Source organism: Pseudomonas sp. MAG733B, from assembly GCF_036884845.1.
Classification (GTDB): Bacteria; Pseudomonadota; Gammaproteobacteria; order Pseudomonadales; family Pseudomonadaceae; genus Aquipseudomonas.
The window spans coordinates 6,510,614-6,523,520 of record NZ_CP145732.1 but is presented as its reverse complement, the minus strand read 5'-3'; the positions used below and the strand labels follow the sequence as shown (position 1 = coordinate 6,523,520).

Here is a 12,907-nt window from a genome sequence, read left to right as displayed (position 1 = left end):
TCCGCGCGATCAGTTCTGGGAAGGGGTCATGCACGCGGCGTTCAACATGCCGACGCTGATGGCCACTGCCGCGACGTAGATGCCTGCAGCGATTTCACCTTTCTGGATGCGTTCGGACGCGCCTTTGAGCACCAGGCTGGTCATCAGGAATGCCAGCAACTGGACGAACGCAGCAATCACTGCCCAGACGACGAAGTCGAGGATGCTGATCGAGTAGGCAATGACATTGCTCGCCGGAATGGCGAAACCGACGATGGCACCGCCCAGGGCGATCGCGGCGGCAACGTTCCCCGAACGGATCAGTTCAAATTCCTTGTGCGGCGTGATTCGGGTGTAGATGAACTGGAACAGGGCGAACAACACGGCCGCACCGACAATGTACGAAACAAACCCGAGGACCGCGGTTTGGTTCAGGGAAATGGAGAGTGCTTCGAGCATGATTGTTCCTGTTTAGTAAATGGTCAGGTCGGTGGTGTACAGCGAGATGCCTAGCGAAGTGCTCAAGCTGATGCTGCCTTCGGCGTCTTCTTCGACGGAGAACAGCAGGAATTCCCGGCGGTTGGTCAGGCCGGTGTCGCGGGCGTACAGCATCGAGTGGTGCTCGATGCGGTAGGTCTGATCCGGGTTGCTCAACTGCTCGCTCAGCGCCACGAGTTCGGTCTGGCCAGACTCGGTTCCCCATTCACGGGTGTATTCGACACCGTTATGGCTGTAGGTCGGCAAGCCGATCAGGCTGTCGGGGCCGGCCAGTCGGCGCAGCTCCGCTTCACTGCTGATGGTCACGTAGTCGAGGTAGTTGAACAGGATCACCGACTCGACCTGCCCGGCGATATCGCCGGTGGTGTGCACTTGCAGCCAGTGATCTTCGTTGTTCATGTAGTAGCGTGACAGCCAGGCCGATTGCCCGAGCTCGATGGTGCCGGCGCTCCAGATCTGCTGGGCGGCGGGCACGGCCACGGAGGTTTTGCCGTCGAGCAGCAAGGTCAGGGTCGAGTCGAACATCACGCTTTTGCCTGATGCCAGGCCCAGCGGGCCGACGGGCGACTCATTGAGTGGCGCGTTGTCATTGGCGATCCACTTCGAGTTCGAGTTTGGAGCCTCGAGCCCCATCATCTGTTTAAACCATCCCATTGAAGACTTCCTTGAGGGGAGAAGAGGCGATGCAGACACATTCAAATGCGTTTATGGGGCGGCATTTAACCGAGTGCGCGACGCGGGGGAAAGTACCTTGGCCGCAATAAAACCGGCGAACGCACCAAAGATATGCCCTTCGAAAGAAACGCCCTGGCGGGGCAGGAAGCCAAAGATCAGGCCGCCATACAGCAACGTCACAACACTGGCCGTCAGCAGATTGCCCCAACTCCTCTGGAACCATGCGCGCGCCAGCAGGTACGCCCACAACCCGAACACCCAGCCGCTGGCACCGATGTGATAGCCGGAAAAACCGAACAGCCAGACCAGCGAGCCGCCCAGCAAAATGATGATGGCGCTGACGGTGAAGAAGCGGTTGCGGCCTTCGACCATGACCAGAGTGCCCAGTATCAGAAAGGCGATCAGGTTGGCGCTCAAGTGAGCGAAGGAGCCGTGCAGGAAAGGCGAGGTGAGGATGCCGATCAGTCCGTGCATCGTTCTCGGCACCAGGCCGAAGGCAACAAGACTGTAGCCGGTCGCTGCATTGAGCAATTGCAGCACAACCATGAAGATCGCCAGAGCGGCGACTGTCTTGAAACCCTTCAGGGCATCCATCCTTGACCTCGACTTGACGTAGGAGCGAGCAAGCTCGCGATGGTCGTTAACGATGACGCGCAAAGCCTGATACCCCGTGGCGTTCTCAGGTTTTTCGCGAGCATGCTCGCTCCTACAGGTGCGGCTTCGATTACTCGGCCGATTGTTTCTTCAGGCGTTCCAGGATCGCATTGGCGCTGCCTTCGTTTGGCGTAATGCCGGCCTCGCGAAGTTTGCGCTCCAGATCGTTACCGGTCGAAGCTTCTGCCAGTTCATCCTGAGCGTTCAGTTCGGCGGCGCGTTGCTGTTGCTTGGCCTGAAGGCGGTTGAGGGTGCCAACCGCGGTTTCCAGCTTGCCGTTGGCGCCGCCACTGGCGATCGAAGCGCTGACCTGGGCTTTTTGAACGCTTTCGCGCGCCTTGGCCATGTCCACTTGCTGGCGCAGGCTTTTGATTCGTGCTTCGGCTTTGTTGATGTCCTTGCGCATGTTTTCCGCGTAGGTGCCGAACTCGGTGGCTTGTTTCTGCTCGACATCCAGCTCATTGGTCAGGGTCGAAATGGCTTCGGCCACTTCCATCGCCAGGTCTTCGCGGTTGGCCTGGATCGCGGCCATGGCCTTGGACTCCAGGTCCTTGATCTTGGCGTTGTACTCGCTGACGCGATCAGCCGACAGTTTGTGCTTGGCCATGATGGTGACCAGCTCGCGGCGAGCGTTGGCCAGGGCGCTATCGGCTTCGCGGATTTCCTGGTCGAGAATGCGCAGGGCCTGTTGATCGACGATGGCTTCGCCGACTTCGGTGGCGCCGCCGCGCAATGCGGTGAACAACTTGCTCCAGATGGACTGTGTCATGTGGGCATTCCTTTCCTGATGATTACTTGAAGAAGCGTTCGAAGGCTTCGCTGGCACGCTGGACGTTGTCGACCAGGGTTTTCACCTCGGTCACCACGTTGGTCAGGCTGGAATCGGAACTCAACGCGCCGAACATGTTGTAGACGATCTGCCCGTTCGGCATGGACTCGATACCGATCGACGACAGCGGGAACATTTCCCGGCTGCGCAGCACGGCATCATTGAATTTCGGCACGTCATTGATGGATTCGACATCGACCAGAACGGTATCGACGATGATCTGATCACCGGCTACGGCGATGTGAATCGGCAGACCGCCAAACTCGTTCATTTCCAGTTTGATGCTGGGCTCGGAGCTCTGGATCAGGGACAGCGTGATTTCTTGCGAAGCCACCTCGTCCAGGGCCTTGAGGGCGTTGAAGAGGCTGTCGATGTTCCAGTTGTTGCCTGCGCTCATGTAATTCTCCGACATGAATGAGCCAGCCAGAATCGGTTGGCGTAGCTGTTGCTCCATCTGCTTGAGCAAGCTTCGGTTTTCGGGAAGCACCCAAGTTTCGTGTTTCACATAACCGGCGGCTGCCAGACCCGCGCGCATCTGCTTCATGTAGAAGCTCGACGGTTTTTTCGCGGACGGTTTTGCGCGCTCTCCCTTTGGGCTCTTTGATACGGCAGGCTCGACAGGCGGGCCTGACGGGGAGCGGCTTTTCATGGCAGTGACTCCGTTGTGAACATCTCACGCGTGAGCAACCCTACAGCGGAATCAGAGTGCCATCAATGGCTCACGCGTGAGATTTTATGACCGCCCACAAAAAGGCCCGCGACGAGGCGGGCCTTGGGTCTTTCGACGGATTGATCAGCGGCTGGCGTTCAGGTATTCGTCGGTGGAAATCACATTGGCGTAGGCGAAACCCAGAGCCGACATGAACGCGGCATGTACATGGGCGGCCGGAACGGTCGTGCCGTTGAACTCCAGGTCACGGGAGGCACAGGCATCGTGGATCACAATCACGCTGTAGCCCAGATCATTGGCGGCGCGGGTGATACCGTCGACGCACATGTGGCTCATGCTGCCGACGACCACCAGTTCCTTGACGCCTTGCTCATCGAGGATTGATTGCAGTTCGGTTTCGCGGAACGAGTTGACGAAGTGCTTGAGTACCACCGGCTCGTTGCCCTGGTTGAGGACTTTGGGGTGCAGCTTGGCGCCTTCGGAGTTCGGGGTGAAAAACGGTGCGTCCGGTGAGGTGAACTCGTGGCGGATGTGCACCACCGAATCACCGGCCTCGCGGAAGGCCTTGAGCAAGCGGACGGCGTTGTCTGCGGCGGCATCGGCACCGACCAGCGGCCACTTGCCTTGAGGGAAGTAGTCGTTTTGGATATCGACTACGATGAGTGCTTGCTTGGCCATGACTGTTTCCTCGAAGTGCGGGTTGGGTGTGGAATGAAGTATCGGCCCCGCGAGTCCGTTCGAGGATTGGCCGCACCGACAATAGAAGGGGGAAAACTGACAATGGACGCACAAAAGGCAATCGCCGAACTGGGCGTGTTGATCTATCCCGGCGCGCAGATGGCGGCGGTGCATGGGTTGACGGACCTGTTCGGGGTAGCCAACCGGATCGCCGCCGAACATCAGGCCGCGCACTTGCCGTTATTGCGCGTGAGCCATTGGCAGGTCGAGGGCGATCAGCCTCCCGCTCGGGTCTACGACAGCCATCCCGGTGCGGACGGCGCATTGGTGGCGGTATTGATTCCGCCATCGATCGGCGGGTTTACCGAAGGCCAGGCGCCGCAAGCACTGATTCGCTGGCTTCGCGAGCAACATGCCAGTGGCGCGACGCTGGGCGGTGTCTGCGTGGGCTCGATCCTGCTGGCCGAAAGCGGACTGCTCGACGGCCGTAGCGCTACCACCCACTGGACCTCGGCGAAGACCTTTGCCGAGCATTACCCGGCAATCAAGCTCAAGGCCGATACGCCCATCGTCGACGACGGTGACCTGATCACCACCGCCGGGTTGATGGCCTGGTCCGAGTTGGGATTGCGCTTGGTTGATCGCCTGATGGGGCCGAGCATTGCCACCGGCACCGCGCGTTTTCTGGTGGTGGAACACAGCGACAGTGCCAGCGAGTGCGGCAGCAATTTCGCGCCGATCCTCAGCCACGGCGATGCGTCGATTCTCAAGGTGCAGCACTGGCTGCAAAGCACCGGCGCTACCGATGTATCGCTGACGACAATGGCCGAGCGGGCAGGGCTGGAAGAGCGCACGTTCCTGCGCCGTTTTCGCACGGCTACCGGGCTCAAGCCCACGGAATACTGCCAGCATCTGCGGGTTGGCAAGGCGCGGGAAATGCTTGAGTTCACCAACGGCACCATCGATCACATCGCCTGGACCGTAGGCTATCAAGACCCGGGTGCGTTTCGCTCGACGTTCAAGAAAATCACCGGGCTGGCGCCGAGTGATTACCGGACGCGGTTTGGGGTGACGCCGGTGGTAACTGTTTCGCGGTAGCGAAAACACTGAGGTTCAAAATGTGGGAGCGGGCTTGCTCGCGAATGCGATATGTCAGTCGCCACAGACATCTACTGTTAGTCCGTATTCGCGAGCAAGCCCGCTCCCACAATGGATCTCCAAAAGGTTTGAAATCGTGCAATTTGCAGGAAAGGCATTAACGGTCGTGCAGAATAAAGCAGGCGTCCTGCCATCACCGATTCTGCAACCGCCTGATTGGCAAAGCGTTTTCGAGCAGCCCCGGTTGGCCTGATCTCTGCACCCCTCCAGCTACATTCATCTAGCGCTGATTGAAGGGGGACGCATGACCCCAACAAACCGCAAGAAACTGGTGGTCGCCCATTCGGTGCACCCCGATGCGCCGTTGCATGAAGTCGAAACCAATCGCGCGCTGGCCCGTTGGCTGGCGCAAATCCTCGGATTGAAATTTGGCGGCAGCTACGACCCGCAGCAGCATCGTGGTCGAGAGCTTTATTTGTTGCCGACCCAGACACTGGTCGGCGCCGACGCCGCGCGACAACTGGGGGTCAAGGGGCCGGAGGACTTGTGGGGCGGTTATGTCGAGCATGACTTCATTTGCACCAAAGCCATCAGCCACGGTTTGCTCAACCACAATGCCCATGCGCCGAGAGGCTGGGCGCCGCTGTTTTCCGAACGGGTGCGCAGTGTCGTGCTCGATGGCCTCAGCGTGTTCGCGTTCGAGGATGCACGGCCGGCGGCCGAACATTTGCTCTACGCCGGCCCGATCCGCCTCAAGCCGATTCATGCCTGCGCCGGACGCGGTCAGGAAGTGATCAAAAGCCTCGACCAGTTCGACGAGATCCTCGCCCGGCCCGAGGCGAAAACCCTGTTCAGCGAAGGCGTGGTGCTGGAACAGGACCTGGACAAGGTCATCACCCACAGCGTCGGCCAGAGTGTCATCGGCGACAAAGTGCTGAGTTACTGCGGTGATCAATACTTGACCCAGGACGCCGAGGGCGAAGACGTGTACGGCGGCTCGAACCTGTTGGTGGTGCAGGGCGGCTACGATGATTTATTGAAGCTGGACCTGGCGGATGACGTGCAGTTGGCGATCAGGCAGGCGCAGGTGTTCGACAGTGCCGCGGATGAAGCCTATCCCGGTTTCTATGCCTCGCGGCGTAACTACGACATCGCCCAGGGCCTCGATTACGACGGCAAACAACGCAGCGGTGTGCTCGAACAATCCTGGCGCATGGGCGGCGCCAGCAGCGCCGAAGTGGCGGCATTGCAGAGCTTCGTCAATGATCCGCACATGCGCGCGATCCGGGTGTCCTCGGTGGAAACCTACATCGACCAGCCGCTGCCTGCGGACGCCATAGAGGTGTACCGTGGACCAGCGGAAAACAGTGACTTTCTTCTCAAGTACGTAACGGTCAATTCCTATGACGGCTAGAAGCGAAAGCATTCAAATCGACATCGATGATGAACAGATGAGCGGGACGTTCCTCAGTCCCAAATCGAAAGTCCCCGGCGTGCTGTTCGTGCACGGTTGGGGCGGCAGTCAGGAACGGGACCTGGAGCGGGCCAAAGGCATCGCCGGTCTGGGTTGTGTGTGCCTGACCTTCGACCTGCGCGGGCACACCGGTGGCACCGGTATTCCGCTGACTCGGGTAACCCGCGAAGACAACCTGCGTGACCTGCTGGCGGCCTACGACCGCTTGCTCGCGCACCCGGCGCTCGACACCTCGGCGATTGCAGTGGTCGGCACCAGCTATGGCGGCTACCTGGCCGCGATCCTGACGTCTTTGCGGCCCGTACGCTGGCTGGCGCTGCGGGTGCCGGCGCTGTATCGCGACGATCAGTGGCACACGCCCAAGCGTGATCTGGACAAGCTCGACCTGCGCGATTACCGCAGCACGCTGGTGCGCGCCGACAGCAACCGTGCGTTGCACGCCTGTTCGGCCTTTACCGGGGATGTGCTGTTGGTGGAATCGGAAACCGATGCCTATGTGCCCCACGCGACCATCATGAGTTACCGCGCGGCGTGCCAGCAGACTCATTCGTTGACGCACCGGATTATCGACGGTGCCGACCATGCGTTGAGTGACCCGGTTTCACAACAGGCCTACACCTCGATCCTCGTGGACTGGATCACGGAAATGGTGGTGGGTGAGCGGTTGAGCATTATTCAGTCCAAGTGATTTTGTGGTGTTCTTGCGGACGCCATCGCGGGCAAGCCTTGCTCCTACAGCTTTTGAGTCGTTCACAAAATGAGTGAACGCTCCAATCCCTGTAGGAGCAAGGCTTGCCCGCGATGGCGTCATATCAAACACCACACATTCACTTGGGCTTCTTCGAAATCCGCAGCGACTTCGCCTTGGCCTCCACCACCAGATACATCACCAGAGTGATCAACAACGGCAACAGAAAATAGATCGCCCGATACGCTAGCAAACCCGCCACCAGACTGCCCCGCGACGCCTCGTGTTGCAGCAGCGCGACGAACACCGCCTCCAACACACCGAGCCCGGCCGGAATGTGGGTGATGACCCCGGCGATGGCGCTGATCAGCAGCACACCGAGCACCAGCGGATAATCGAGTTTGCTCGGCAGCAAAGTGAAGATCACGGCCGCCATCAGCGACCAGTTCAGCGCGCCGAGCAACAGTTGCAGGATCGCCATGCGCAGCGACGGTAGATTGATTTCCACCCCGCGAATCGCCCACTCACGGCGTTTGGAAAACTGGCACGCCGCCAGATAGCCCGCACTGATCAACAGCAATAACACACCCACCGCTTGCAACGCGCCGCTGCTCAACTTCCAGCCTGGCGGCATCCGGACCAGGCCGCTACTGAACACCACGCCGGCTATCAACATGTAGCCGAACCAGTTGGTGGCCAGGCTCAGGCCGAGGATTTTTGCGATGTTGCCTTTGCTCACCCCGAGCCGCGAATACAACCGATAACGCATGGCGATGCCGCCGACCCAGGCGCTCAGGTTGAGGTTGAAGGCGTAGCTGATGATGCCCACCGGCAGGATCTGTTTCCACGTCAGGTCCTGGCGGATGTAGGTGCGGCCGATCAGGTCAAAACAGGCGTACACCAGAAAACTCAGCAGGGTCAGGGAGGACGCAATGATCAGCGTCCGAACCTTGAAATCGGCCAGGGTTTCCAGCACTTCGGCCCATTCGATGCGTTGGGCGAACATCGTCAACAGCACGATCAGCGCCAGGAAAAACAGCATCGTCAGCGGTCGTTTCCAGCGGCTCCAACGTGACTTGGCCGGGTGCTCGTGGGGCGCCGCGTGTGCTTCAGTGCGGCTCATGCTCGTCGCTCCCGGTCGGTGAGGTGAACGCTTTCAAGCGCGGTTTATGCGCCGGTAGCCAACCGGCCCAGGCCGGGAAGTGCCGCAGGAAGTGGAACACCAGAAACCCCACGGTCATGTGCCAGATGCGCCCGCGCGGCGCCTTGTCCACGGACATGACTTTGCAATGGTTGTCGCTGAGGTCTTCGAGACGTTCGAACAGCATGCGGTTGAACTCGCGGTCGCGGATCAACACGTTGGCTTCCAGGTTCATCGACAGGCTCAACGGGTCGAGATTGCTCGAGCCCACGGTGCTCCAGTCGTCGTCCACCAACGCCACTTTGCCGTGCAGCGGACGGTCGCAATATTCGTAAATTTTCACCCCGGACTTGAGCAGGTAGTCGTAGGTCATGCGCGCGGCGAGCTTGGCCACCAGCACGTCCGGCTGACCTTGCAGAATCAGCCGCACGTCGACGCCACGGCGCGCCGCGTTGCGGATCTCGCGCAGCAATCGGTAGCCGGGGAAAAAGTAGGCGTTGGCGATCACCACGCGCTGCTTTGCCGTGCGCAGTACTTGCCGGTAAACCTGTTCGATGTCGGTCTGGTGATCACCGTTGTCGCGGTGTACCAGACGCACCTGACCATCGTGATCGCTGACCGCCAGTTCCGAGCGACGCTGCCGGCGCTGTTGCCACCAGTACTTGGCGCGCACCGGGCGACCGCATTGCAGCAAGGCAAAATGATGAATGTCCGCCACCGTCGGGCCTTGCACCTCCACCGAATAATCCTGCTTGGCCTCGGGGCCGAAGTCGGCGAGATGGTCGGCGGAAAAATTGATCCCGCCGATGAAGGCGACAGTCCCGTCCACCACCACAATCTTGCGGTGCAGGCGTCGGAACCAGTTGGTGCGGATGCCCAACCGCTTGGGTGCCGGGTCGAACATTTGCAGGTGCACGCCAGCGCTGCTGAGGGCGGTGAGATACCCGGTGCTCAGTTCGCCGCAGCCAAATCCGTCGAGGCTGGCGGTGACGCGCACGCCCCGTTGAGCGGCGTCGATGAGCACAGTCTTCAGCTCCTCGCCGACTTTGTCTTCGAACACGATGAAGGTTTCCAGGAGGATCTCGGTCTTGGCCTGGCGCATGGCCTCGAACACCCTTGGGAAATAGGCTTCGCCGTTTTCCAGCAACTCGACGCGGTTGTTGCCTTGCCAGCGGTACTCGACGTCGACCGCTGCGGGCTCGCTCATTGGCGGCGCGGCAATCGGCTGCGCAGTGGTTTTTTCCATCGGTGAAGTGCTCATAGCTCGATCTCCACCGACAGCGGTGCGTGGTCGGAAAGGTGTGACCAGGGCCGGGTCGTCAGCACTTGCGGCTGGCTGGCCTTGAGGTTGCGCACGTAGATGCGGTCCAGGCGCAGAGCCGGCAAGCGGGCGGGGAAACTGCGCGCCGGTTTGCCGTGATGCTCGGCGAATACCTCACGCAAACCGCAGGGTTTGAGCAGGGCATCGGCGCGCTGGCGCCAGTCATTGAAGTCCCCGGCGACGATCACCGGTGCATCGCCCGGCAACTCTTCCAGGCGACGGGCGAGCAGCTTGAGTTGTGCATTGCGGTGGGTTTCGCGCAGGCCGAGATGGACGCAAATCGCATGCACCTCCGGGCCTTCGCCGGGCAGGCGCAAGACGCAATGCAGGATGCCGCGATTCTCATGGCCGCTGATCGACACATCGAGGTTGTCGTGGCGCACGATCTGGAATTTCGACAGCAACGCATTGCCGTGATCGCCCGCCGGATATACCGCGTTGCGTCCATAGGCGAACTGCGGCCACAGGGTGTCGGCGAGGAATTCGTATTGCGGCATCGCCGGCCAATTGGTGTAGTGCTTGGGATGCTGTTCGTGGGTGCCGTGCACTTCCTGCAAAAACACTACATCGGCGGAAACACTGCGCACCGCTTCGCGCAACTCCGGCAGGATGAAACGCCGGTTCAGCGCAGTGAAACCCTTGTGAGTGTTGACCGTCAGCACCGTGAAGCGATGCACCGTGGTCACGACGGTCGCCTGCTCGTCCGTGACGCCGACCGGCTCGGAAATGCTCATGGCAGCGCTCCTTCGGTAACGGGTTCGCCGGGGGCAGTGAGCAAGTCTTTGGCGAGATCGAAACGCTCCAGCAGCCGCCTGGCATCGAAAGGCGCGCGGACCTTGATGTCGTTATCGAAATAGCAGAACACCTCGCGGGACTTGCGGGCTCTGGCCTTCAGTCTGGGCGCGATCAACTGCGGGTCGTGTGGTTGCTTGCCGTGATGCCAGGCCTCGATCCGGTCGCCCCAGCGTTTCAGTGCCTGCGATGTGTAACCGCTGGCGTAGAGTTCTTCGGCACCGTGCAGACGCAGGTAAACGAAATCGCTGGTGATGTCTTCGCGATACGGCCATTTACCGGCGGTGTCGGCGATCACCAGAGCCGTGTTGTAGCGCTTGAGCAGGCGGACGAAGGCCGCGTCGACGAAGCTGTCGTTGCGGATCTCCACGGCGTGGCGCACAGGTTTTTTCTTGTACGCCTTGAGGCTGGCGTGACCATGCAGATGCGAGTCGTGCTGGCGGGCGAGGGCGGCCGCCTGTTCGGTGTCGTGGGGTAATTGTTCGAGGAAGTTTTCGAACAGCTCGGCATCGAATTTGAAGTTGGGTGGAAACTGCCAGAGGATCGGCCCAAGCTTTTCCTTGAGCTCCAGAACCCCGGAAGCAAAGAAATTCGCCAAGGGTTTATGGATGTCCCGCAGACGTTTTATGTGGGTGATGAAACGCGGAGCCTTGACGCTGAACACGAAGTTCGGTGGGGTTTCGGCGTACCACTGGGCATAGCGTTCCGGCCGTTGCAAGGCGTAAAACGATCCATTGATTTCGATGCTGTTGACCGCCCGCGACGCGAATTGCAACTCGCGTCTCTGCGGTAAGCCCTTTGGGTAGAAATCCCCCCGCCAGGGCGTGTAGCGCCAACCTGAAATTCCGATGTGAATCGCCGCCATGTCGCCTCCCGTCCGAATGCCCCATTCCTTTGCTGACTGCGGGGCGGTGACGAAAGTTTCGGTGGGGCTACGGACGGTAGGCACCACGAATTCAAATGTGGGAGCTAGCCTGCTAGCGATAGCGGTCTGTCAGACACATCAATGTTGGCTGATCTACCGCCATCGCTAGCAGGCTAGCTCCCACAAGGGTTTATCAGTGACCGGCGACGACGCGGGTCGAGCTCTCGGCATACACCGGACCGAGGCAATCCAGTCGACCGCTCCACGCCGTCAGTGCCAGTGCCACCAGCACCACCAGCCCGCCAATCCACGCGGTATGGATCAAGCCCATGTGGGCAACGATCAAGCCACCGCCCCACGCGCCACCGGCGATACCGAGGTTGAATGCCGCAATGTTCAGGCCGGACGCTACATCCACCGCGTGCGGCGTGTGATGTTCGGCCTGACGCACCACATAAACCTGCAACCCCGGCACGTTGCCGAACGCCACGGCCCCCCACACCAGCACGGTAGCCAGCGCCAGCCATGGATTGCCGGCGGTGAAGGTCAGCACGAACAGCACGGCGGCGAGCAGGGCGAAGATGATTTTCAGGGCGCTGATCGGGCCGCGTTTGTCCGCCAGTTTGCCGCCCCAGATGTTGCCGACGGCCACCGAGATGCCGTAGACCAGCAACACCAGGCTAACGGTGCTGGCGCTGAAACCCGAGATGTCCTGAAGAATCGGCGCCAGAAAGGTGAACGCGATGAACGATCCGCCGTAACCCACAGCGGTCATGGCGTACACCAGCAGCAACCGAGGCTGTTTGAGTACCTGCAATTGCTGTAGCAGCGACGCAGGTTTGCTGTGGGCGATGTTTTTCGGCACATAGAGCAGGCTGCCGATAAAGGCGATTACGCCCAATGCCGACACCGCGAGGAAGGTTTCACGCCAGCCGAAATGCTGACCGATGAAGGTACCCAACGGCACGCCGGTAACCAAGGCCACGGTCAGGCCAGTGAACATGATGGCGATCGCGCTGGCGGCTTTTTCCTTGGGCACTAGACTGGTGGCGATGGTCGAACCGATCGAGAAAAACACCCCGTGGGCCAGGCCGGTGACGATCCGCGCCAGGATCAGCGACTCGTAGCTCGGTGCTTTCCACGCCAGCAGATTGCCGAGGGTGAACAGCACCATCAACGACAACAGCAACAATTTGCGCGGCACTTTGCCGGTCAGGGCGGTCAGCACCGGGGCGCCGACGGCGACTCCCAATGCATAGAGGCTGACCAGCAGGCCGGCGGACGGCAGGCTGACGCCGAGGTCGGCGCCGATGGTCGGTAGCAGGCCAACGATGACGAACTCGGTCGTCCCGATGGCAAAGGCGCTGAGGGTCAGCGCGAGCAAGGCAATGGGCATGGCTGCAACTCCGGTGGATTGATTTGATGGAGCGCAGTGTCGGGGTTTGAGTTGTGCGGAAAAATACAGGGATGAGCATTTGATATTTGTCTTGAACGCAAAGATTGCCGGGCGGATGCGGGTCACCTGCGAACTAGTCCGGTATTTGT

14 protein-coding genes and 1 pseudogene are annotated in these 12,907 nt (G+C 60.4%); 4 read left to right on the top strand and 11 right to left on the bottom strand.

Translation table 11 applies throughout. From position 1 onward, the window contains the following. Positions 1 to 9 precede the first annotated feature (9 nt). The 3 genes from V6Z53_RS29930 to V6Z53_RS29920 are packed head-to-tail and all read right to left on the bottom strand — an operon-like array spanning position 10 to position 1,746. Positions 10 to 438 (bottom strand): DUF350 domain-containing protein, encoded by a 429-nt coding sequence (locus tag V6Z53_RS29930; RefSeq protein ID WP_338583405.1) that lies wholly within the window; start codon positions 436 to 438, stop codon positions 10 to 12. Positions 439 to 450: 12 nt separating this feature from the next. Next, positions 451 to 1,131: a DUF2491 family protein gene (locus V6Z53_RS29925; protein ID WP_338583404.1), complete on the bottom strand. Its 681-nt coding sequence runs from the start codon at positions 1,129 to 1,131 to the stop codon at positions 451 to 453. A 51-nt stretch (positions 1,132 to 1,182) separates the two neighbouring features. Beyond that, positions 1,183 to 1,746 (bottom strand): rhomboid family intramembrane serine protease, encoded by a 564-nt coding sequence (locus tag V6Z53_RS29920; RefSeq protein ID WP_338583403.1) that lies wholly within the window; start codon positions 1,744 to 1,746, stop codon positions 1,183 to 1,185. Positions 1,747 to 1,785: 39 nt separating this feature from the next. Between V6Z53_RS29920 and V6Z53_RS29915 the strand changes: the two are divergent. After that, positions 1,786 to 1,863: pseudogene (locus tag V6Z53_RS29915) on the top strand (outer membrane lipoprotein carrier protein LolA); the annotation flags it as partial. A gap of 13 nt (positions 1,864 to 1,876) precedes the next feature. Here V6Z53_RS29915 and V6Z53_RS29910 read toward each other — a convergent pair. From V6Z53_RS29910 to V6Z53_RS29900, 3 genes are all read right to left on the bottom strand, one after another. After that, positions 1,877 to 2,575 carry a PspA/IM30 family protein gene (locus tag V6Z53_RS29910; RefSeq protein ID WP_338583402.1) on the bottom strand — a complete coding sequence of 233 codons (699 nt, stop codon included), beginning with the start codon at positions 2,573 to 2,575 and terminating at the stop codon, positions 1,877 to 1,879. Positions 2,576 to 2,597: 22 nt separating this feature from the next. Then, positions 2,598 to 3,179, bottom strand: a complete 582-nt coding sequence (locus V6Z53_RS29905; protein ID WP_338583400.1) for a YjfI family protein — start codon at positions 3,177 to 3,179, stop codon at positions 2,598 to 2,600. Between the two features lie 249 nt (positions 3,180 to 3,428). After that, on the bottom strand, positions 3,429 to 3,983 hold the full coding sequence (locus V6Z53_RS29900; RefSeq protein ID WP_338583399.1) for a cysteine hydrolase family protein: 555 nt from the start codon (positions 3,981 to 3,983) through the stop codon (positions 3,429 to 3,431). 102 nt (positions 3,984 to 4,085) lie between these two features. Between V6Z53_RS29900 and V6Z53_RS29895 the strand changes: the two genes are divergently transcribed. From V6Z53_RS29895 to V6Z53_RS29885, 3 genes are all read left to right on the top strand, one after another. After that, complete coding sequence (locus V6Z53_RS29895; RefSeq protein WP_338583398.1) at positions 4,086 to 5,081, top strand: GlxA family transcriptional regulator; 996 nt, start codon at positions 4,086 to 4,088, stop codon at positions 5,079 to 5,081. 304 nt (positions 5,082 to 5,385) lie between these two features. Next, the gene (locus V6Z53_RS29890; protein WP_338583397.1) at positions 5,386 to 6,495 is read left to right on the top strand and encodes a DUF3182 family protein; all 1,110 of its coding nucleotides are present in this window, start codon (positions 5,386 to 5,388) and stop codon (positions 6,493 to 6,495) included. After that, complete coding sequence (locus V6Z53_RS29885; protein WP_338583395.1) at positions 6,485 to 7,243, top strand: alpha/beta fold hydrolase; 759 nt, start codon at positions 6,485 to 6,487, stop codon at positions 7,241 to 7,243. Before V6Z53_RS29890 ends, V6Z53_RS29885 begins: the two co-directional genes overlap by 11 nt. Before the next feature lie 139 nt (positions 7,244 to 7,382). Here V6Z53_RS29885 and V6Z53_RS29880 read toward each other — a convergent pair whose 3' ends face one another. The 5 genes from V6Z53_RS29880 to V6Z53_RS29860 all read right to left on the bottom strand — a co-directional run bounded on the left by V6Z53_RS29880 (position 7,383) and on the right by V6Z53_RS29860 (position 12,758). Next, positions 7,383 to 8,366, bottom strand: a complete 984-nt coding sequence (locus V6Z53_RS29880; protein WP_338583394.1) for a lysylphosphatidylglycerol synthase domain-containing protein — start codon at positions 8,364 to 8,366, stop codon at positions 7,383 to 7,385. After that, positions 8,353 to 9,645, bottom strand: coding sequence for a cardiolipin synthase ClsB (gene clsB / locus V6Z53_RS29875; RefSeq protein ID WP_338583392.1), 1,293 nt, complete (start codon positions 9,643 to 9,645; stop codon positions 8,353 to 8,355). The genes V6Z53_RS29880 and clsB overlap by 14 nt, the downstream gene beginning before the upstream one ends. Next, positions 9,642 to 10,439 carry an endonuclease/exonuclease/phosphatase family protein gene (locus V6Z53_RS29870; protein WP_338583391.1) on the bottom strand — a complete coding sequence of 266 codons (798 nt, stop codon included), beginning with the start codon at positions 10,437 to 10,439 and terminating at the stop codon, positions 9,642 to 9,644. The genes clsB and V6Z53_RS29870 overlap by 4 nt, the downstream gene beginning before the upstream one ends. Further along, a complete protein-coding gene (locus tag V6Z53_RS29865) occupies positions 10,436 to 11,362 on the bottom strand; it encodes a DUF72 domain-containing protein (protein ID WP_338583390.1) in 927 nt (308 codons plus the stop codon). Before V6Z53_RS29865 ends, V6Z53_RS29870 begins: the two co-directional genes overlap by 4 nt. Positions 11,363 to 11,555: 193 nt before the next feature. Next, entirely contained in the window at positions 11,556 to 12,758 is a 1,203-nt protein-coding gene (locus V6Z53_RS29860) for an MFS transporter (protein WP_338583389.1), read from the bottom strand. Positions 12,759 to 12,907 lie beyond the last annotated feature (149 nt).